The 19274-nt window shown below is 73.8% G+C and carries 18 protein-coding genes and 1 riboswitch; of the genes, 10 read left to right on the top strand and 8 right to left on the bottom strand.

Going from position 1 to position 19274, the window contains the following annotated elements:
* A partial coding sequence (locus tag ACSNOH_RS22675; RefSeq protein ID WP_436723257.1) for a glycosyltransferase family 2 protein occupies positions 1-1776 on the top strand: 1776 nt, incomplete at its 5' end.
* A gap of 1 nt (position 1777) precedes the next feature.
* Positions 1778-2440, top strand: a complete 663-nt coding sequence (locus ACSNOH_RS22670; protein WP_436723256.1) for an NADPH-dependent FMN reductase — start codon at positions 1778-1780, stop codon at positions 2438-2440.
* On the opposite strand, the gene ACSNOH_RS22665 is transcribed toward ACSNOH_RS22670, so the two are convergent.
* Positions 2418-3413 carry an FAD-dependent oxidoreductase gene (locus ACSNOH_RS22665; RefSeq protein ID WP_436723255.1) on the bottom strand — a complete coding sequence of 332 codons (996 nt, stop codon included), beginning with the start codon at positions 3411-3413 and terminating at the stop codon, positions 2418-2420. The genes ACSNOH_RS22670 and ACSNOH_RS22665 overlap by 23 nt on opposite strands.
* Positions 3414-3670: 257 nt before the next feature.
* Here ACSNOH_RS22665 and ACSNOH_RS22660 point away from each other — a divergent pair, with 257 nt between their 5' ends.
* From ACSNOH_RS22660 to ACSNOH_RS22645, 4 genes are all read left to right on the top strand, one after another.
* A complete protein-coding gene (locus tag ACSNOH_RS22660; protein ID WP_436723254.1) occupies positions 3671-4333 on the top strand; it encodes a DUF4360 domain-containing protein in 663 nt (220 codons plus the stop codon).
* 95 nt (positions 4334-4428) lie between these two features.
* The gene (locus ACSNOH_RS22655; protein WP_436723253.1) at positions 4429-5697 is read left to right on the top strand and encodes a cytochrome P450; all 1269 of its coding nucleotides are present in this window, start codon (positions 4429-4431) and stop codon (positions 5695-5697) included.
* 134 nt (positions 5698-5831) lie between these two features.
* On the top strand, positions 5832-7109 hold the full coding sequence (locus ACSNOH_RS22650; protein WP_436723252.1) for a hypothetical protein: 1278 nt from the start codon (positions 5832-5834) through the stop codon (positions 7107-7109).
* A gap of 135 nt (positions 7110-7244) precedes the next feature.
* On the top strand, positions 7245-7454 hold the full coding sequence (locus ACSNOH_RS22645) for a hypothetical protein (protein ID WP_436723251.1): 210 nt from the start codon (positions 7245-7247) through the stop codon (positions 7452-7454).
* Positions 7455-7458: 4 nt separating this feature from the next.
* Here ACSNOH_RS22645 and ACSNOH_RS22640 read toward each other — a convergent pair whose 3' ends face one another.
* The 3 genes from ACSNOH_RS22640 to ACSNOH_RS22630 form a co-directional block, all read right to left on the bottom strand.
* Complete coding sequence (locus ACSNOH_RS22640) at positions 7459-8613, bottom strand: amidohydrolase family protein (protein ID WP_436723250.1); 1155 nt, start codon at positions 8611-8613, stop codon at positions 7459-7461.
* Between the two features lie 34 nt (positions 8614-8647).
* The gene (locus ACSNOH_RS22635) at positions 8648-10051 is read right to left on the bottom strand and encodes a glutamine synthetase family protein (RefSeq protein ID WP_436723249.1); all 1404 of its coding nucleotides are present in this window, start codon (positions 10049-10051) and stop codon (positions 8648-8650) included.
* A gap of 139 nt (positions 10052-10190) precedes the next feature.
* The gene (locus ACSNOH_RS22630; protein WP_436723248.1) at positions 10191-10346 is read right to left on the bottom strand and encodes a hydrophobic protein; all 156 of its coding nucleotides are present in this window, start codon (positions 10344-10346) and stop codon (positions 10191-10193) included.
* Between the two features lie 162 nt (positions 10347-10508).
* On the opposite strand from ACSNOH_RS22630, the gene ctaD reads away from it, so the two are divergent.
* Both ctaD and ctaF read left to right on the top strand, forming a co-directional pair.
* Complete coding sequence (ctaD, locus tag ACSNOH_RS22625) at positions 10509-12191, top strand: aa3-type cytochrome oxidase subunit I (protein ID WP_436723247.1); 1683 nt, start codon at positions 10509-10511, stop codon at positions 12189-12191.
* A gap of 55 nt (positions 12192-12246) precedes the next feature.
* Positions 12247-12639: an aa3-type cytochrome oxidase subunit IV gene (gene ctaF, locus ACSNOH_RS22620; protein WP_436723246.1), complete on the top strand. Its 393-nt coding sequence runs from the start codon at positions 12247-12249 to the stop codon at positions 12637-12639.
* A 13-nt stretch (positions 12640-12652) separates the two neighbouring features.
* Here the strand turns inward: ctaF and qcrB are convergent, their stop codons facing one another.
* A complete protein-coding gene (gene qcrB / locus ACSNOH_RS22615) occupies positions 12653-14299 on the bottom strand; it encodes a cytochrome bc1 complex cytochrome b subunit (RefSeq protein ID WP_436723245.1) in 1647 nt (548 codons plus the stop codon).
* 119 nt (positions 14300-14418) lie between these two features.
* A complete protein-coding gene (locus tag ACSNOH_RS22610) occupies positions 14419-14664 on the bottom strand; it encodes a hypothetical protein (RefSeq protein WP_436723244.1) in 246 nt (81 codons plus the stop codon).
* 107 nt (positions 14665-14771) lie between these two features.
* On the opposite strand from ACSNOH_RS22610, the gene ACSNOH_RS22605 reads away from it, so the two are divergent.
* On the top strand, positions 14772-15536 hold the full coding sequence (locus ACSNOH_RS22605) for a TetR/AcrR family transcriptional regulator (RefSeq protein ID WP_436723243.1): 765 nt from the start codon (positions 14772-14774) through the stop codon (positions 15534-15536).
* Positions 15537-15628: 92 nt separating this feature from the next.
* Here ACSNOH_RS22605 and metE read toward each other — a convergent pair whose 3' ends face one another.
* Both metE and ACSNOH_RS22595 read right to left on the bottom strand, forming a co-directional pair.
* Positions 15629-17953: a 5-methyltetrahydropteroyltriglutamate--homocysteine S-methyltransferase gene (metE, locus tag ACSNOH_RS22600; RefSeq protein WP_436723242.1), complete on the bottom strand. Its 2325-nt coding sequence runs from the start codon at positions 17951-17953 to the stop codon at positions 15629-15631.
* A gap of 173 nt (positions 17954-18126) precedes the next feature.
* A riboswitch (cobalamin riboswitch) is annotated at positions 18127-18337 on the bottom strand.
* Positions 18338-18378: 41 nt separating this feature from the next.
* Positions 18379-18771, bottom strand: coding sequence for a hypothetical protein (locus tag ACSNOH_RS22595; protein WP_436723241.1), 393 nt, complete (start codon positions 18769-18771; stop codon positions 18379-18381).
* Positions 18772-18988: 217 nt separating this feature from the next.
* On the opposite strand from ACSNOH_RS22595, the gene ACSNOH_RS22590 reads away from it, so the two are divergent.
* Positions 18989-19274: hypothetical protein (locus ACSNOH_RS22590; RefSeq protein ID WP_436723240.1), on the top strand; the 286-nt coding region annotated here is incomplete at its 3' end.

Raw genomic sequence — 19274 nt, 5'->3', positions numbered from 1 at the left:
GTACCGGGGCCGGCGGGGGAGCGCGGCGGGGCGGCTCCCGCAGCGGGCGCGGCACCCGCCGGCGACTACGACTACGAGGCGTTCAGCCGCCTGGCCGGAGCGGTCGAGCCCCCGCCGCCGGGGCCGTACCGGGTCGCCTACCGCGGGCTGCGGGGCCGGGCGGGCCTCGCGGGGCTGTGGACGGCCCTGCTGGTGGGGCTGGCGCCGCTGACGGCGGTGGGGGTGCTGGTGTGGCTGCTGTGGCCGGACCACTGGGTGGTGCGGGACGGGTGGCTGGGCTCGGTGGACGCGGTGATGCTCGCGTCCGTCGGACTGGTCGAGGTCTTCCGCGTGGTGAACGTGGTCTCCGTGGCGCACGCCTCGTGCGCAGCGCGGGACCCGGTGCCGGTGCGCGCGCAGCCCGGCGCGCGGGTGGCCTTCTGCACGACGTTCGTGCCGGGGAAGGAGCCCCTCGCCATGGTGTCGGCGACGCTGGAGGGGGCGGTGCGCGTCGGCTACGACGGCCTGGTGGACGTGTGGCTGCTGGACGAGGGCGACGACCCCGGCGCGCGGGCGCTGTGCGCGCGGCTGGGCGTGCGGCACTTCTCCCGCAAGGGCGTGGCGCGCTACAACCGGCCCTCGGGCAGGTTCCGGGCCCGGACGAAGCACGGCAACTACAACGCCTGGCTGGACGCGCACGGCCACGGCTACGACTTCGTGGCCTGCGTGGACACCGACCACGTGCCGCTGCCGGACTTCCTTGAGCGCATGCTGGGCTACTTCCGCGATCCGGACGTGGCCTTCGTGGTGGGCCCTCAGGTCTACGGCAACTACGCGGCCCTCGTGACGAAGGCCGCCGAGAGCCAGCAGTTCCTCTTCCACGCCCTGGTGCAGCGCGCCGGCAACCGGTACGGATCGCCGATGTTCGTGGGGACGTCCAACTGCGTGCGGGTCAGCGTCCTGCAGCAGATCGGCGGCTTCTACGACTCGATCACCGAGGACATGGCGACGGGCCTGGAGATCCACCGGCGCAAGAACCCGGCGACGGGCCGCCGCTGGCGCTCGGTCTACACCCCCGACGTGCTGGCGGTGGGCGAGGGCCCCTCGTCGTGGACGGACTTCTTCTCCCAGCAGCTGCGCTGGTCGCGCGGGACGTTCGAGACCCTCCTGCGGCAGTTCGGGCGCGCCGTGTGGTCCCTGTCCCCGGGCCGCCTGTGGAACTACTGCCTGCTGGTCGCCTACTACCCCATGGCCGCCATGACCTGGCTCCTCGGCGGCGTCTCCTGCGTCCTGTGCCTGGGCCTGGGAGCCTCGGGGATCAACGTGCCCTCGCAGGTGTGGCTGATGCTCTACGGCGACGCGGCCGTGCTGCAGATCTGCCTGTACGTCGTCAACCGCCGCCACAACGTCAGCCCGCACGAGCCGGTGGGCTCCTCGGGCGTGGCCGGGATGGTGATGTCGGCGGTCTCCGCTCCCCTGTACGCGCGGGCCATGGGCCAGGCCCTGCTGCGCCGGCGCTCGGGCTTCGTGGTGACCCCCAAGGGCGCGTCGGCGTCGGGGGACTGCACCGCGACGTTCCGCACGCACCTGTGGTGGGCCGGCACGTTCGGAGCGTGCCTGCTGGCGTCGGCGGTGCTGGGCCACGCCTCGGTCGCCATGCGCGTGTGGGCCGGCATGGCGCTGCTCACCGCGCTGGGGCCGGTCGCCGTGTGGCTGGCCGGCCGCCTGCAGGAGCGCCGCGGCGCCGGTGACGGCCCGGCCCTCTCCCGCACCCGCGCCCGGCACAGTGCGGCCTGACATGGCCGGCGGAACCGCTCCCGGCCCCATGCGCGTGCTCGTGCTCGGCGCGTCCCTGCGGACCGATTCGCTCAACGCCCGCCTGGCCGCACTCGTGGCCCGCCTGGTGCGCGACGAGGCGGGCGCGGACGTCGACCACGCCCACATGGACGAGTTCTCGATGCCCCTCTACAACGGCGACGCCGAAGCCGCCGAGGGCCTGCCGCCGGGGGCGCTCGCCCTGCGCGACCGGCTGGCCGCGTGCCACGCCCTGGTGATCTCCTCGCCGGAGTACAACGCCTCGATGCCCGGCGGGCTGAAGAACGCCATCGACTGGGTCTCCCGCGTCCGCCCCCAGCCGTTCAAGGACAAGCACGCCCTCCTGGTCTCGGCATCGCCCTCCATGATCGGCGGCAACCGCGGGCTGTGGGCCCTGCGCGTCCCGCTCGAACACCTGGGCACGCGCGTGTACCCCGACATGTTCAGCCTCGCGCGGGCGCACGAGGGGTTCGCCGGCGACGGCGACCTCGCCGACAGCGGGCTCCACGAGCGCCTGGTGGAGGCGGTGACGTCGTTCCTGCGGCTGGTCGAGGCGGACACGCGCTACGTCTGCCTGCGCCGCCGCTGGTACGAGTTCCTCGGCGACTGCACGGACGCCCCGGTCACCCAGCGCGCCCAGGACTGACGGCCCCCTCCCGGGGGCCGTCCCCGTCCGCGAGCCCCGCCGCCGCGAGGGCGCAGCCCCACGACACCGTCACTCCCGCCCCGCCGTGGCCGTAGTTGTGGACCAGCCGCGCCCCGCCCGGCAGCCGGCCGGCCTCCAGCCGCGCGGGGGAGCGGGCCGGACGCAGGCCGGCCCGGTGGGCCAGCACCCGGGCCCGCGCCAGCCGCGGGTCCACCCGGGCGCACCGGCTGACGATCGCCCGCGCCGTGGCGGGCGACGGCGCGCGGTCCCAGACGTGCTCGCGCGCCGTCCCGCCGAGGACCACCCCGTACGGCTGCGGGAAGACGTGGAGGATCTCTCCGGTCGTGCGGTCCTCGGCGGCGAGCCACTCGGTGACGCCCGGGTTCTCCACGACGACGACCTGTCCCTGCACGGGATGCACCCGCGGGTCGGGAACGAGGTCGCGGGCGCCGAGGCCGCTGCAGTTGACGACGACGGGCGCGGCGCGGCCGGCCTCGGCCAGGTGCGGTACGGCCCGGTGGACGACGGTGCCGCCCGCCGCGGCGAACCGCCGCTGCAGGTAGGCGAGATATACGGGCATGTCCACCAGGGGTGTGCGGGCGCGGAGGCCGTGTCCGTAGCCCGCGGGCAGTTCGCCGCGAGCGGCCGGCCGCAGCCCCGGAACGCCCGCGGCCCAGCCGCTCCGCTCTTCCGGCTCCGTGCAGGCGTGCGTCCCGTCGACGAGCCGGACGCCCGTCTCGTCCGGCCGGTCCGCGAGAGCGGACAGCTGCCCGAGGGACGTGAGGGCCCAGGCCGCGACCGCCTCCCGGGGCTCGATCCGGTACGGCCACCACAGGCCGCCGGCCACGGCGGAGGTGGTCTGCGCGGGCAGCTCCCGGCTCCACACCTCCACCCGGCGCCCGGTCTCCGCCAGCACCACCGCGGTGGTCAGCCCGATGACGCCGGCCCCCACGACGATCGCGTCGCTCGTCATGGCGACACCGTAGCGCCGGGGGCGCCGTCCTGCGGCCGGTGCGGGGAAGCCGGTTCTGCACCGGATTGCGGCACCGGTTTCCGTCGCGGAGAACGGCGGGGTTTCAGGTGTCCGGAACGCCATTTCCCAGATAGTGCGCTGTTGACTTCTCCACCGCCCTGTGGAATGGATTCCTCACCCGGATCCGGCCTTTCGCCACTGCGATCTTCCGGGAGCGATTTCCCTTGAGCACGCCGACGACCAGCCGTGGGAGCGCCATGTCCAGATCCAGAGTGCTCGTCCTCTGCAGTGCGGCACTGGCCGCGGTATGCGGCCCGGTACTGCCCGCGCACGCCGCGGCCCCGGCGATCGCCGTGCCGCCCGACAAAATCGTGATCGAGGTCGCGACGGTGAACGGCTCCGGCTGCCCCCAGGGCACCGCCGCCGTGGCCGTCTCCCTCGACAACACCGCCTTCACCGTCACCTACAGCCAGTACCTCGCCCAGGTCGGACGGGGAACAAAACCGACGGACTCCCGCAAGAACTGTCAATTGAATCTGATCGTCCATGTGCCGCACGGATTCACGTACGCGATTGCCAGCGTCGACTACCGCGGATATGCCCACCTCGAACCCGGAGCGACGGGTGAGCAAAAAGCCTCCTACTACTTCCAGGGACAATCGGAGACCACCGTCAAGTCGCACCCGTTCAAGGGCGCGCTGGACGACAGCTGGCAGGCGACCGACAGCAACGAGGTCGCGCAGTACGTGTGGGCGCCCTGCGGCGAGCAGCGCAACTTCAACATCAACACCGAACTCAGCGTCGGAGCGGGCACCTCCGACCCCACGAAGACCACCAGCTTCATGGCCATGGACTCCACCGACGGCGCGATCAACACCCTCTACCGCCTGGCGTGGAAGGAGTGCCCGCCCACGCCGTAGCCGCCCGGGGTTGTGGGAACCGTACAGGTACCCCTCCTCAGCACTGGTATCGGCCCCGCTGTCCGGAAACGTGCGCGACGGACGAGGATGAACAGGTGCTCGACACCCTCGACCCCGCGGACCCCGCCTTCGCACGCGACCCCTACCCGTACTACGCACGCCTGCGCACCACCGGCCCCGCGGCGCGGGTGGCGCTGGCCAACGGCACGGAAGCCTGGCTGGTCACCGGTTACCGGCAGGCCCGCGAAGTCCTGGCCGACCCGCGCTTCTCCAACGTGCCCCCGCCCGCCGCGGGCCGCCCCAAGCCCGACTCGCCGGCCCTGCGCGCCCGCGGCTGCCTCGCCCGCCACATGCTCAACACCGACGCGCCCGACCACACCCGGCTGCGCCGCCTGACCACCGCCGCCTTCGCCCCGCGCCGGGTCGACGCCCTCCGCCCCCGCATCGAGCGGCTCACGGCGGAGCTGGCGGCGGACGTGGCCGACCGGCTGGAGCGCGGGGGCACGGCCGACCTCGTCGACGCCTTCGCCTTCCCGCTGCCCGTCCTCGTCATCGGCGAGGTGCTCGGCGTGCCCACCGCCGACCGGGCCGACCTGCGCACGTGGACCTACCAGGTCGGCTCGCCCGCGGACGCGCTCCCCGCCGGTGCCGTCGACCGCGCCTGGACCAGCCTCCACGCCTACTTCACCGCGCTCATCGCGCAGAAGCGGCGGGCGCCCGGCGACGACCTCTTCAGCACCCTCGTCCACGACCAGGCCGAGGGCGGCCTGGACGACGGAGAGCTGCTCGCCATGGCGTTCCTGCTGCTCTTCGCCGGCTACGAGACGACCATGAACCTGATCGCCTCCGCCTCCCTCCTCCTGCTCACCCACCCCCGCGAGCTGGCCGCGGCCCGGCAGGGCGGGCCCGCGGGCTGGGCCGCCGTGGCCGAGGAGGCCCTGCGTCACGCCAGCCCCCTGGAGGGCACGACGTGGCGGCGCACCACCGAGCAGGTCGACCTGGGCGACGGGGTGGTCGTGCCCGCCGGCGCCTCGGTCCTCGTCGTCCTCGCCGCGGCCAACCGCGACCCCGGCGTCTTCCCGGACCCGGACGCCTTCCGGCCCGCCCGCTACGCCCCTTCGGGGGAGCGCGCGGCCGAACGGGCGGCGCCGCACGCGGCCTTCGGGCACGGCCCGCACTTCTGCCTCGGCTCCCGGCTCGCCCGGCTCGAAGCGGAGATCGCCCTTCCGGCGCTCTTCGGCGCGGGCGGTACGGTGCCCGGCCTCGCCCTCGCCGCCGACCCCGCCACGCTTCCCTACCGCCCCGGCCTCCTCGTCCGCGGACCGCGGCACCTCCCGGTGGTCCGCGCGGGCTCCGCGGCCTGACCCTCCCGGTGCGCCGGGGCCGGCGCCCCGGCAGGCCGGTCGGCCGGGTGGTCGGAGGGAGTTCCTCCCCCGGCCGCACTCATGGGCTCTACAGTGGCCTGTGCCTTTGTGTGCTGCCAGGGAGGAAGTGCGTAGTGGTCGACACGGTCCGGGGTTGTGTGCTGTTACTGGACGGTACGCCTGACCGGCGACGAGGTGTCCTGCCGAATCCGACCGCGCACGCCGTCGCGGGCGCCCACCCCCGCCGCTTCCTCGCCGCGGACGCCGTGGACGTGGTCCAACTCCCCGCGGTGGAGGGCCAGCAGAGCGCCCTGGCGTACCTGCAGCACGCCGCGGCGGTGCCCGGACCGCTCCTGGTCTGGGTGACCGGGCGGCTGATGGTCCCCGCCCGCCGCGGCAGCGAGCTGCACCTGGCCCTGCCGGGCAGCACCCCGGCCACCGTGCGCTACACCGGCCTGCCCTGGGCGTGGCTGCTGCGCACCCTGCAGGCCCACGCGGGGCCGGTGCTGCTGCTGGCCGACCTGGAGGCCGACGCTCCCGCCCTCCCGCACGTCGCCGGCGGGGCCCGCTCCGGCGAACTCGCCCAGGGCGTGCCGCTGTTCGGTGTCGTCAACCCCGCCCCGCCGGCGCCCGCGCGCGAAGCCGGCCCGTACACGCGAGCGCTCCTCGAAGCCCTGCAGACCGGCGACCCGCACGCCGGTCCTGTGCTCGACGTGCTCACGGTGCACCAACGCGCCCTCCACGGCGGGGGATCCGGCCCTGAGACCGTGCCCTTGCAGTGGGGAACGCCCGGCCCGGTCCTGGCCAACGCCGCCGCCGCGGCCCGCCCGCACCCGCAACCGGAGACCCGGCCCGAGCCTGCACCGGCCCGGCCCCCGGCCTCCGAGCCTGCTCCGGCCCGGCCATGGGCCCCCGAGCCCGCCCCGGTCCGGCCCCCGGCTCCCGAGCCCGCCCCCGTGGCGGCCGTTCCGGTCCCGGCGCAGGACGATCTCCTGCCGGTCATCCTGGCCGCCGCCCACGCCGGCCGGCACAACGAGGCCGCGGCCATGGCCGCCGCGGGCGAGCAGCAGGCCCTGCGCCGCTTCGGGCCGGACAGCCCGGAGGCGGGCCTGTGGGTCGAGGTCCGCGCGGACCTCGCGCGCATGGCCGGCGACCACTCCCGGGCCGCCGAACTGTGGATGACGGCCACCGCCGCGCGCCTCGGCCGCAGCGGGCCCGAGGACGGAGAAGCCCTCGCGGCGCTGAAGCGCGCGCACTACTGCTGGCAGCACAGCGGCGACCAGGTGCACCGCCTCGCCCCCGCCCTGCTCGCCCTGTGGGAGCGGGTCCCCGGCGGCGAGGGCGCGGCCGGCCGCATCCGCGCGCACCTGCAGGAGGCGGAGGAGAACGTGCCGCCCACCGTGGCGCGCTGACACCGCGTCAGGAAGAGCCCGCTTGCGACCGGGGCGCGCGGTGGTGCGCCGCGGCGCGTGCGGGCAGAGCGGGAGTGACGGGCGTGCCGGGACGGTAACAGCCGGGTGACAGTTCCCCCGTAGCGAGGAGTCGGTATGAAGCGTCTGCGTTCCGCCCTGACAACGGCCGGTGTCACCGTTCTGCTGAGCGTGTGCGGGGCGGTGCTGGCGTCACCGGCCCACGCCGAGGTCGATCTCAATGCCCTCGGTGGTCTCGCGGTGGGGCACGCGAATCAGTACGTCGGGCTGGACGTGGCCGATGTCCACGTGATCAACCTTCCGGTCTCGCTCGCTCCCGTGCTCTGACGGCTCAAGGCGCCAGCCCGTACACCCGCCGCGCGTTCCCGGAGCCGATCAGCGCCGCGATCCGGGGCGCGTCGGCGGCGGCCCAGGCGCCCTCGCCCACCCACGTCTTCGTCAGCTGCCCGAGCGCCCGCGTGAAGAGGAGGCTGCCTACGGCGTACAGCTCCGGCAGCCCGTAGGCGTCGGTGGAGAACATGACCTTCCCGAACGGGGCCAGTTCCAGCACCTCGGCGAGGACGGCCGCGGCGCGCGCCCCGGTGTACGAGAGCGTCAGCCCGACGTCGGCGTAGACGTGCGGGAAGACGTGGGCCAGGTAGGCCGCGCTGCGGTGGTACGGGTAGGCGTGCAGGAGCACCAGCGAGCAGCCCGTCGGCCGCACGGCCTTGATGAAGCCGGTGAGCAGCGCGGGGTCGCTGTGGTGCAGGCGCAGGTCCGGGTCGCCGAACCCGGTGTGGATCTGCAGCGGCAGCCCCGTTGCGGCGGCGGTCCACAGCAGGTGCCGCAGGAGGACGGGGTCGTCGAGGCGGCGTCCCTCGTCCCGTACGGCCAGCAGCCGGTCCGCGGCGGCGCCGAGCTCTCCGGGGCCCGGCGGGGCGGGGTCGAGGCCGAGGCCGTGCCGGTAGGCGGCCACCGACTTGAAGCCCGCCGCCGTCCGGGCCGCTGCGTGCACGGCCTCCTGCAGACCGTCGAGGAACTCCCGGCTGCTGCCCGCCTTCTCCGCCACGCGCTCGGCGACGGTCTCCAGCCGTACGATCTCGTGGGCGCGCCCGCCGCCCGCCGCGGCGAGCTCGGCGGGGGTGGTGAGGCCGTCGGCCAGGCCGGTGTCGACCACGTAGTCGGTGATGCCGGTGGAGCGCAGCAGCCGCCGGGTGACCTCCTCGTCGCCCAGCTCGGCGCGGCGGGCCAGGTAGTCGCCGGGCGGGCAGTGGGCGGGGAGCCCGAGCAGCGGCGGGCACCAGCGGCGCACGGCGAAGCCCAGCTGGCTGTCGAAGAACGTGGTGCCGGCGGCCGCCGGGGCGTCGGACTCCGTCAGGTAGGACAGGAACCGCGCCTCGTCGAGGGGGCCGCGGGCCACGCCGTGGCAGTGGTGGTCCACCAGGTCCACCGGCTCCGCCGGGCCCTCCCGGTCCGCCGGGTCCGTCACGTCCGCCGGATCCGCCATCGGCGCGGCCCCTTTCCAGGAATGGTCGGAATGGTCAGTACCGGTGCCGCAGGTCCGCGACGACGGCCTCCGGGGTGTCGTGCTGCGTGCGCGCGTGCTCGCCTTCGCGGACGGCCAGGAACGCCTCGAAGAGCGGCTCTCCCAGGGCGTCCCGCAGCAGTTGCGAGCCGCGGAGGCGGTCGAGCGCCTGCGGCAGGCTCGTGGGCAGCCGGGGCACCGCGGCGCGGGTGACGGCGGGGTCGCCGCTGACGGGCTCGGGCAGGGTGAGCTTCTGCTCGATGCCGTTCAGCCCGGCGGCGATGACCGCGCCCGCCGTCAGATACGGATTCGCCGTCGCGTCGATGCACTTGATCTCGGCGTTGGCGCTGCCGGCGGCGTGGGCCGGGCCCGGGATGAAGCGCAGCGCCGCCTCCCGGTTCTCCGGCCCCCAGCACTGGAAGGCGCCGGCCCACCGGGACGGGGCGAGCCGGAGGTAGCCCGCGGGGTGCGGGGCGGTGATCGCCAGCAGCGCGGGGAGCTCGTGGAGGACGCCCGCGAGGAACGCCTCGCCGGGCCGCGTCATGCCGAAGGGCCCGTCGCCGCCGCGGAAGAGGTTGCGGCCGTCGCGCCAGAGGCTGAGGTGGAGGTGCGCGCCGTTGCCCACGGTCCCGGGCTCGACGAGGGGCGCGAACGTGGCGTGCAGGCCGTGGCGCGCGGAGACGGCGCGGATGGTCTCGCGGACGAGCACGCAGTGGTCGGCGGCGGTGACCGGGCCGGCCGGGGCGGTGGAGACCTCGAACTGGCCGGGGGAGTACTCCGGGTGGATCTGCAGCACGTCGATGCCCTGGGCGGCCAGGGCCTGCAGGACGTCGCGGACGTAGTCGGAGAGGCCGACGACGCGCGTCATGCCGTAGGCGGGACCGGGCCCGGCGTAGCGCGGCGGACCGTCCGCCGCGCGCGCCCCGGGCCCGGCAACGGCCCTCTCGCCGGTCTGCTCGGCGGCGTGGATGACGACCCACTCGGTCTCGTAGCCCATGCGCAGGTCGAGGCCGTCCCGCGCGGCCCGGTCGGTCATGCGCCGCGCGAACCCGCGCTGGCAGGCCGCGTAGGGGGCGCCGTCCTGTTCGTACCGGTCGGCGGGGGCCCAAGCCCAGCCGGGCTGTGCGGCCAGGACGGTGAGCCGGTCGAGGTCGGGGAAGAGGCGCAGGTCGCCGTCGGGGCCGCCGATGTGACGGCTCGTGACGGCGGAGTCGTCGCTGAGGTAGACGTCGAAGACGGGCGACATGCCCACGCCCCACTGGGCCGCGTGGGCGAGGCGAGCGGTGGGAATGGCCTTGACGCGGGTGATGCCCGCGTTGTCGACCCAGGTCAGTGCGATGCCGTGGATGTCCTTGGCCGTCAGCCGCGCTGCCTCCTGCCGCGCGGCCGAGGCCGCGGCTTCGTGCGGTGGTGTCTCCACGCTCGCTCCTGAGGGGTGCCGGTGTCTCGCCACTCTTCCGGGCCATTACACCGCACGAGGGCGCGCCCGGTGGCACAACGCCGTAACCCCTGGCCGGACCGGGCCGGTCGCCCGCGGAGCCGAAGCCGGGGCCCCGCTGCTACCAGCGGTACCAGCGGCCTCCGCCGGAACGCACGAGGAAGCCGAGGAGCCAGAGGACGATCACGATGAGCGCGACCCACCAGAGGACCTTGAGGGCGAAGCCGGCGCCGAAGAGGATCAGGGCGAGAAGAAGGACGATCAGCAGTGGAACCATTGAGGTTCACCTCCTTGCCGTCCGTCTGCCCGGATCCGGGCCGGTCATGTGTGGTGTGCTTCCGGCCGCCCGTCCGAATGGCCCAGTCGTGGTTTGCGCTCCGGCGCGCCCGGCTACACACGAGGCGCCCGCCGCAACCGGGCACGGGCCCACGGAGGGGCGATGGCACAGCTGGATCAGGAGAGGACCGGCGGGGCGACGGAGACCGGCGACGGCGCCCCGGTCCGGCTGGGCAGCAGGATGCTGACGTACCTCACCACCACCGATCACAAGGTGATCGGGAACATGTATCTGGTGACCGCCTTCTGCTTCTTCCTCTTCGGGGGTCTCATGGCGATGGTCATGCGGGCCGAACTGGCCCGGCCGGGTCTGCAGATCGTCAGCCACGCGCAGTACAACCAGCTGGTCACCATGCACGGCACCGTCATGATGCTGCTGTTCGCGACGCCCATGTTCGCCGGGTTCGCCAACGCCGTGATGCCCCTGCAGATCGGCTCCCCGGACGTGGCCTTCCCGCGGCTGAACGCCATGACGTACTGGCTGTTCCTCCTCGGAGGGCTGATCGTCGTCTCCGGCTTCGTCGTGCCCGGCGGTGCCGCGCCGTTCGGCTGGTTCGCCTACGCCCCGCTCAACAGCGCCGTCTTCTCGCCCGGCGCGGGCGGCGACCTGTGGGCGATGGGCCTGGTCGTCGCGGGCCTGAGCACCACCCTGGGGTCGGTGAACTTCATCGCCACCATCGTCAGCCTGCGCGCGCCGGGCATGACGATGTTCCGCATGCCGGTCTTCACGTGGAACATCCTCTTCACCTCGATCCTGGCGCTGCTGGCCTTCCCCGTGCTGACCGCCGCCCTGCTCGCCCTGGAGGCGGACCGGAAGTTCGGCGCCCACGTCTTCGACGCGGCCAACGGCGGCGCCCTGCTGTGGCAGCACCTGTTCTGGTTCTTCGGCCACCCCGAGGTCTACATCGTCGCGCTGCCGTTCTTCGGCGTCATCACCGAGATCATCCCGGTGTTCAGCCGCAAACCGCTCTTCGGCTACTACGGGATGGTGGGCGCCACCATCGCCATCACCATGCTGTCGGCCTCCGTGTGGGCGCACCACATGTTCGCCACGGGAGCCGTCCTGCTGCCCTTCTTCTCCCTGATGTCCTTCCTGATCGCCGTCCCGACCGGGGTGAAGTTCTTCAACTGGATCGGCACCATGTGGCGCGGCGGCCTCTCCTTCGAGACGCCCATGCTGTGGGCGGCCGGATTCCTCGTCACCTTCCTGCTCGGCGGTCTCAGCGGCGTCCTCATCGCCTCGCCGCCGCTCGACTTCCACGTCACCGACACGTACTTCATCGTGGCCCACCTGCACTACGTGCTCTTCGGGACCGTCGTCTTCGCCATGTTCGGCGGCTTCTACTTCTGGTGGCCGAAGTGGACGGGCCGCATGCTCGACGAGCGGCTGGGGCGGATCCACTTCTTCACGCTCTTCGCCGGTTTCCAGATCACCTTCCTGGTGCAGCACTGGCTCGGCCAGTCCGGCATGCCCCGGCGCTACGCCGACTACCTCGCCGCCGACGGGTTCACCCTCATGAACACCGTCTCGTCCATCGGCGCGTTCCTGCTCGGCATCTCCACCCTGCCGTTCCTGTACAACGTGTGGCGCACGGCCCGCCACGCGCCCAAGGTGACCGTCGACGACCCCTGGGGCTACGGCCGTTCCCTGGAGTGGGCCACGAGCTGCCCGCCGCCGCGTCACAACTTCCACGCGCTGCCGCGGGTCCGGTCCGACTCCCCGGCCTTCGACCTGCACCACCCCGAGGCGCTGGAAGCCGCGGAGACGAAGGCCCTTCCCGGATAGCGAAGGCCCCTCCCGGATTGCGAAGGCCCTTCCCGGACAGCGAGGAGCGATCCCCATGAAGACCGAGGCCGTCCTCTTCGCCGGCGTCGCCGGCTTCTTCCTCGTCACCGGGGCCGTCTACGCCTGGCTCTCCGGGCGCGAGCCCGCGGGGACCGCGGCGCTGACGGTCTCCTTCATCATGGCGTTGCTGATGTCCTTCTTCTTCACCATGAACTACCGCCGTCGCGGCCCCCGGCCGGAGGACGACAAGAAGGCCGTCGTCGCCGACCGCGCGGGCCCGCTGGACTTCTTCCCGCCGCGCAGCGCCTACCCGCCGCTGACCGCGCTGGGCGCCGCCCTCTCCGCCCTCGGCATCGTCTACGGGCTGTGGCTGTTCCTCGTCGGCTTCGGCGTCCTGGCCGCCGGGGTGGGCGGCATGGCCTTCCAGTACGTCCAGCGCGACGCCTGAAGCGGCGGGCGCCTCACGTGCCGCGCCCGGCCGGCTCGCCGCGCCCCGCGGCCTCGCCCGGCTCCTCCGGCTCGGGCGGCGCGGCCGTCCGCTCCTCGACGGCGCGCCGCTGCTCGGGCGTCACCGGGATCTCGACGCGATCGCGGTAGTACCACGAGTTCAGGGCCAGCCGCAGTCGCTGCCGGCGCGGCAGCTGCCCCTCCGGCCGCGCCTCGGGCAGGGGCAGCTCACGCACCATCAAGCGGTAGCTGTGTCCGGCGGACAGCGCTTCGTGGCCTTCGCTCAGCCCGCCCTGGACGTCCTGCTCGACGTTGCCGCTCTCGTGCCCCTCGGCGAGCAGCTTGCGGTCGTGGGCCTGCAGGGCCAGGCAGATGCGCCGGGTGACCCAGTACGCCAGCACCGGGCCGAGGATCACCGCGATGCGGAAGATCCACGTCAGGGTGTTGACGGAGACCCGGAAGGAGTACGCGATCACGTCGTTGCCGCCGGCCGCCAGCAGGACGGCGTAGAAGACGATGCCGGCCACTCCCAGCGCGGTCCGGGCGGCCTGGTTGCGGGGGCGGTCGGCCAGATGGTGCTCCGAGCGGTCCCCGGCGACCCACTTCTCCAGGAAGGGGTACAGGTACAGGCCCGCGAAGAGGGCGCCCGGCAGGACGACCGTCGGGATCAGCACGTTCCACATGAAGGTGTGCCCCCACAGCACCGTCTCCCACGGAGGCATCACCCGCAGGGCGCCCTCCAGGAAGCCCACGTACCAGTCGGGCTGGGCGTCCGTCGCCACCTGGTCGGCCCGGTAGGGCCCGTACGCCCAGACGGGGTTGACCTGGGCGAGCGCGGCGAGGGCGGTCAGCGCGCCGAACACCATCAGGAACAGGCCCGTCGACTTCGTGACGAACTGCGGGAACATGGGCTGCCCGACGGCATTGCGGTTCGTCCGGCCGCGCTCCGCCCAGTGGGTGTGCTTGAGGTAGACCACCAGCATCAGGTGCACCGTCACCAGGGCGATCAGCACCCCCGGCACGAACAGCACGTGCACGACGTACAGCCGCGGGATGATCAGCTGCCCGGGGAACGCCCCGCGCCAGATGAACGAGCTCAGGTACGTGCCGGCGACGGGGATCGACATCACGATCGAGTTCGCCGTCCGCATCCCCGTCCCGGACAGCAGGTCGTCGGGGAGCGAGTAGCCGGCGAACCCTTCGAGGAGGGAGAGGGCGAACAGCGTCAGCCCCACGATCCAGTTCACCTCCCGGGGCCTGCGGAAGGCGCCCGTGAAGAAGATCCGGAGCATGTGGACCGCGATCGCCGCCACGAAGACGAGCGCGGCCCAGTGGTGGACCTGGCGGATGAGCAGCCCGCCCCGCACCTCGAAGCTCAGCTGGAGCGTCGACAGGTACGCCTGCGACATCCGCAGGCCGCGCAGCGGCTCGTACGGCCCGGCGTACACGCTCTGCGTCATGCTCGGGTCGAAGAAGAGCGTGAGGTAGGAGCCGGTGAGCACCAGGACGGCGAAGCTGTAGAGGGCGAGCTCCCCCAGGAGGAACGACCAGTGGTCGGGGAACGCCTTGCGCAGCAGCGCCTTCGCCGCTTCGGCGGCCGGCAGCCGCCGGTCCAGCGCCACGAAGCCGGTCAGGGCCGCATCCCGGACCTTCTCTTTCACCCGCCACGCTCCCTGTCGGCTCTCCGGCACCGCTTCCTCACGGGACCGCGGCTGATGGGTAACCGGCGCGCCGGGATCTCAACCGCACGGCGGGCGGGTGTCACCCGGAACCGTGAGCGCTAGGCGGCGGCCTGCCGGGCCAGCGCCTTCTTGCGCCCGGCGTCGAGCACGGCCAGCACGCCGTACGCGACGAGCCCCGCCACGACGGCCACGACGTAGCACCAGGGCGACGGGAGGTAGTTCGCCGCCCGCATGACCGTGCCCCCGTCGTCGCTGACGAGCCGGTAGACGATCGCCAGCGGGCCCTGCCAGACGCCCACGACGCACACGACGATGGAGATGAGCCTGTACCAGGCCTCGTGCACGATGCACCCCTCTGCTCGGAGTTCCGTTTCTTGGTACGACCGTATCAAGGGGTGTGCGTTGTATGTCGGGTTTCATCACGCATTTTTCCTGGGAGTAGGCTGCCTTTATGCGTGACGAAAATCCATGCCGGGTCTGCGGGGTCCCGCTCGCCGCCGCCGTCCGGGGCCGCCCGCCCGTCTACTGCTCGCGCGGCTGCCAGGCCAAGGCGTACCGGCGGCGGGCCGTGGCGCGCAGCCGGGCGGCCGCGGCCCGGCCCGCGGCGGGCGAGCCCGCCGCCCGCGCCGAGGGAGGAGCGCGCCGGCAGCAGATCGCCGAGGCCGTCTGGCGGATCGCCGCGGAGCGCGGCCTGGAGGCCGCCAGCATGCGGGAGGTCGCGGCCGCGGCGGGCGTGTCCCTGCGCGTGGTCCAGTACCACTTCGGGAGCAAGCACGGCCTCCTCGTGGCCGCACTGAACCTGCTGCACGAGGAGAACGAGCGGCGGGCCCGGGAGCGCATGGCCCGGCTCGCCGGCCCGCCGGACCCGCGGGCCGTCCTGGGCGCCGTCCTCGGCGAGTTCCTGCCGCTGGACGAGCAGCGCGGCCGGGCGCTGCGCGTCTTCGTCGCGTACTACGTGCGCAGCCTGAACGACCCCGCCCTGGCCGAAGTCTTCCTGCACGCCGGCCGGCCCGTGGAGGAGCTCGTCGCCGGCCTGATCCGGCAGGCGCACGCGGCGGACGGCCCCCCGCCCGGCCTCGACCCCGACCGGGAGGCGGACCTGCTGGTATCCGGGGCGACGGGTTTGGGGATGGACGTGCTCCACGGCCGGCGCACCCTCGCCGACGTGCGGGCGACGCTGGACTACCACCTCGACCGGATCCTGCCCGCGCGCTGACGGCACGACAGGAGGGGGCGGGCGCCGGATCGCACCGGCGCCCGCCCCCTCCCGCGGGTTCTGAGGAAGTCAGGCTCTCAGCAAAGGTTCCGTCAGGCAGCACCTCCGGGCAGCTCCGCCCGCACCTGCCGCGCCGCCGCGACCAGGTTCTCCAGCGAGGCCCGGACCTCGGGCCAGCCGCGGGTCTTCAGTCCGCAGTCGGGGTTGACCCACAGCCGCTCGCCGGGGATCGCCTCCAGGCCCTTGCGCAGCAGCGCCGCGGCCTCGTCCGCGCCGGGGACGCGCGGGGAGTGGATGTCGTAGACGCCGGGCCCGACCTCGCGCGGGTAGCCCGCCGTGGCCAGCTCGGCGGCGACCTGCATGTGCGAGCGGGCGGCCTCCAGGCTGATGACGTCGGCGTCGAGGTCGTCGATGGCCCGCAGGATGTCGCCGAACTCCGCGTAGCACATGTGCGTGTGGATCTGTGTGTCCGGCCGGACGCCGGCGGTGGTGAGGCGGAAGGCCTCCGTCGCCCACGCCAGGTACGCGGCGTGGCCGGCGGCGCGCAGCGGCAGCGTCTCGCGCAGCGCGGGCTCGTCCACCTGGATCACCGACGTGCCCGCGGCCTCCAGGTCGGCGACCTCGTCGCGCAGGGCGAGGGCGACCTGGCGGGCGGTCTCGCCGAGCGGCTGGTCGTCACGGACGAACGACCAGGCGAGCATGGTGACCGGGCCGGTCAGCATGCCCTTGACGGGCTTGCCCGCCACCGACTGGGCGTAGCGGGTCCAGCGCACCGTCATCGGCTCGGGGCGGGAGATGTCACCGGCCAGGATCGGCGGCCGGACGTAGCGCGTGCCGTACGACTGGACCCAGCCGTGCTGCGTGGCCAGATAGCCCGTCAGCTGCTCGGCGAAGTACTGCACCATGTCGTTGCGCTCGGGCTCGCCGTGCACGAGCACGTCGATGCCGGCCTTCTCCTGGAAGGCGAGGACCTCACGGATCTCGGCCTTGATGCGCTCCTCGTACGCCTCCTCGTCCATCCGGCCGGACCGCAGGTCGGCGCGCGCCGTGCGCAGCTCCGTGGTCTGCGGGAAGGAGCCGATGGTGGTGACCGGCAGCAGGGGCAGGCCGAGGTGGGCCCGCTGGGCGGCGGCCCGCTGCTCGTACGGCTGTGAGCGGCGGCAGTCGGCCTCGGTGACGGCCGCGGCGCGGGCGCGCACGGCCGGGTCGCGGGTGATGGCGGAGCCGGCCCGCGAGGCCAGGTCGGCGCGGTTGGCGGCCAGGGCGGCCGCGACGGTGTCCGGGCCCTCGGCCAGGCCGCGGGCCAGGGTGACCACTTCGGCGGTCTTCTGGCGGGCGAACGCGAGCCAGCGGGCGATCTGCGGGTCGATGTCCCGCTCGGCCGCCGCGTCCAGCGGCACGTGCAGCAGGGAGCAGGACGGCGCGACGTCGACCCGGCCGGCGAGGCCGAGGAGGGTGCCGAGGACGGACAGGGACTTCTCGAAGTCGTTGATCCACACGTTGCGGCCGTCGACGACGCCGGCCACGAGCCGCTTGCCGGGCAGCCCGCCGGCGGCCGCGAGGTCGCCGAGGTTGGCGGCGGCGGGTCCGGTGAAGTCCAGCGCGAGGCCTTCGACGGGCGCTTTGGCGAGGACCGGCAGGGCCTCGCCGAGCCGGTCGAAGTACGAGGCGACCAGCAGCCGGGGCCGGTCGGTGAGACCGCCCAGCTCGCGGTAGGCGCGGGCGGCGGCGTTCAGCTCGGCCGGGGAGCGGTCCTGCACCAGGGCGGGCTCGTCGAGCTGCACCCATGCGGCGCCCGCGGCCCGCAGGTCGGCGAGGACCTCCGCGTACACCGGCAGCAGCCGGTCGAGGAGGGTGAGCGGCTCGAAGCCGGCGGCGACGCCGGGCGCGGGCTTGGCCAGCAGCAGGTACGTGACCGGGCCGACGAGCACCGGACGGGCCGTCAGGCCGAGCGCCAGGGCCTCCTTCAGCTCCGCGACCTGCTTGCCGGAGTCCGCGGAGAAGACCGTGTCCGGGCCGAGTTCGGGGACCAGGTAGTGGTAGTTGGTGTCGAACCACTTGGTCATCTCCAGCGGCGCCACCTCCTGCGTGCCACGGGCCATGGCGAAGTAGCCGTCCAGGGCACCGGCCTCGACGGCCGCGCGGTGCCGCCCGGGGATCGCACCGACCATCACACTGGTGTCCAGGACGTGGTCGTAGAACGAGAAGTCGCCCGTGGGCACTTCGTGCACACCGGCCTCGGCGAGCTGCTGCCAGTTCGTGCGGCGCAGCGCGGCGGCGGTCTCCTGCAGGGCTTCGGCCGTGACACGGCCCTTCCAGTACCCCTCGATCGCCTTCTTCAGTTCCCGGCCCTGCCCCTGCCGGGGATAGCCGTGAACGGTGGCCTGTGCTGCCGCGGCTGCGGACTTGCTGGTCACGGAACTCTCCTTCGCGAGCGTGCGTCCATGACCCCGGGACGGACGGAAGGCGCGAAGGGACGGCAGACCGGACGGGCCGCCGCCGCGATGCGGTCGCTCGTTGCGCCGCCGCGTGTGCCCGCCTGTATGTTCGCCGACCCGCCCTCGAGGTCACCGGGATCTCCGTGCGCTCGGCAGCGCACGGGCAGTTGGCAGGTCTTCGGACTCGCGGGCACGCCGTATGGCACCTACTGGCCGTCGCTTCCCGGACCCTCGCGGATCCAGTGCGTATGACGGCGGTCGTTCCCGCTCACCGCTGCGGGGCAGTCCCGGATTCCCACCGGGTTCCCTCTTGCGACGCGCCTGCCTGGCGAGCAGGGCGAACCAGCTGCACCGTGCACTCTAGGCTGCCGGGACGCGGTGGCGGAAGAGCGAAGTGGCGCGCCTCACGAGGCGGTTCGCGTCGCCAGACGCAGCCGCAGCTCCATCTCGTGCTCGCCGGAGACGTGGCCGCGGTGCTCGGCGGCGAAGGCCCGCTCCAGCTCCTCCTTGACCTGGCGTACGGGGTCGGCGGCCCCGAACAGATCGGCCGTGACCGTCCCCGTGAGGGGCGCCTGCCCCGGCGGCTGCCCGCCTGCCGCCCGCCGCGCGCGGGTGTCGACGGTCATGCACCAGATCATCGGACCCGCGCCGGGCGCGCCCGGGCTGGTCTCGCTGCGCGGCGGCCCGGCCTCGGGGAAGGCGGCCTCAAGGACGCCGAAGACCGCGCCCGCATCCTGGTGACCGCAGTCCGTCAGATGCACGCTGACGTGGTCCGCACTCTCCCGGGCATCCGTCACCTGCTCCTCCTCCGCCGTCGTTGCCGTGGCTCGGGGCCGCCGCCGAGGACGGGGAAGCCCTGCTCCGACCGTACGGCGCGCCCGGGTTCCGTGCCGCGGGCTGTGCGACCATACGGGCCAGGTGCCCCGTTCCCGGCGGGAGATGCCGCGCCGGCGCCGACGGCCTCACCCGAACGGTGGAATGCGCCCAAAGTAATTGACTGATTACGCTTGGTGCATGACCCTGTGGAGCCCCGCACCGCCGTCCCGGCAGCCCGCGTTGCGGGCCGTGGTGGCCGTGCTGGTCTCCGTCCTGCTGCTCTTCTCCGGAGGGAGCGGCACGGTCTTCGCCCTCGGCACGGGCCCGGAAGAGGCGCCCGTGTCCGTCGAGTTCGCCACCGCGGACGACTGCGTCGCGGACAACCGCACGCCCCGCGTCATGGCCTCTCCCGGCAGGCGCACCTGCTTCCCCTCCTCCCAGGGCCCTTCGGCCCCCGGGGCCCCGCCGGCCCCCGGCTGCCGGC

The sequence above is a fragment of the Streptomyces sp. URMC 127 genome, from assembly GCF_051386535.1.
Classification (GTDB): Bacteria; Actinomycetota; Actinomycetes; order Streptomycetales; family Streptomycetaceae; genus Streptomyces.
Note: the sequence above shows the minus strand (reverse complement) of the source record. Positions and strands in the feature narration are given on the sequence as shown.

Coding starts and splice junctions, on each gene's coding strand:
- ACSNOH_RS22670 (WP_436723256.1), top strand. CDS start 1,778: ATGGCCGGCGGAACCGCTCCCGGCCCCATGCGCGTGCTCGTGCTCGGC.
- ACSNOH_RS22665 (WP_436723255.1), bottom strand. CDS start 3,413: ATGACGAGCGACGCGATCGTCGTGGGGGCCGGCGTCATCGGGCTGACC.
- ACSNOH_RS22660 (WP_436723254.1), top strand. CDS start 3,671: ATGTCCAGATCCAGAGTGCTCGTCCTCTGCAGTGCGGCACTGGCCGCG.
- ACSNOH_RS22645 (WP_436723251.1), top strand. CDS start 7,245: ATGAAGCGTCTGCGTTCCGCCCTGACAACGGCCGGTGTCACCGTTCTG.
- ACSNOH_RS22640 (WP_436723250.1), bottom strand. CDS start 8,613: ATGGCGGATCCGGCGGACGTGACGGACCCGGCGGACCGGGAGGGCCCG.
- ACSNOH_RS22630 (WP_436723248.1), bottom strand. CDS start 10,346: ATGGTTCCACTGCTGATCGTCCTTCTTCTCGCCCTGATCCTCTTCGGC.
- ctaD (WP_436723247.1), top strand. CDS start 10,509: ATGGCACAGCTGGATCAGGAGAGGACCGGCGGGGCGACGGAGACCGGC.
- ctaF (WP_436723246.1), top strand. CDS start 12,247: ATGAAGACCGAGGCCGTCCTCTTCGCCGGCGTCGCCGGCTTCTTCCTC.
- ACSNOH_RS22605 (WP_436723243.1), top strand. CDS start 14,772: ATGCGTGACGAAAATCCATGCCGGGTCTGCGGGGTCCCGCTCGCCGCC.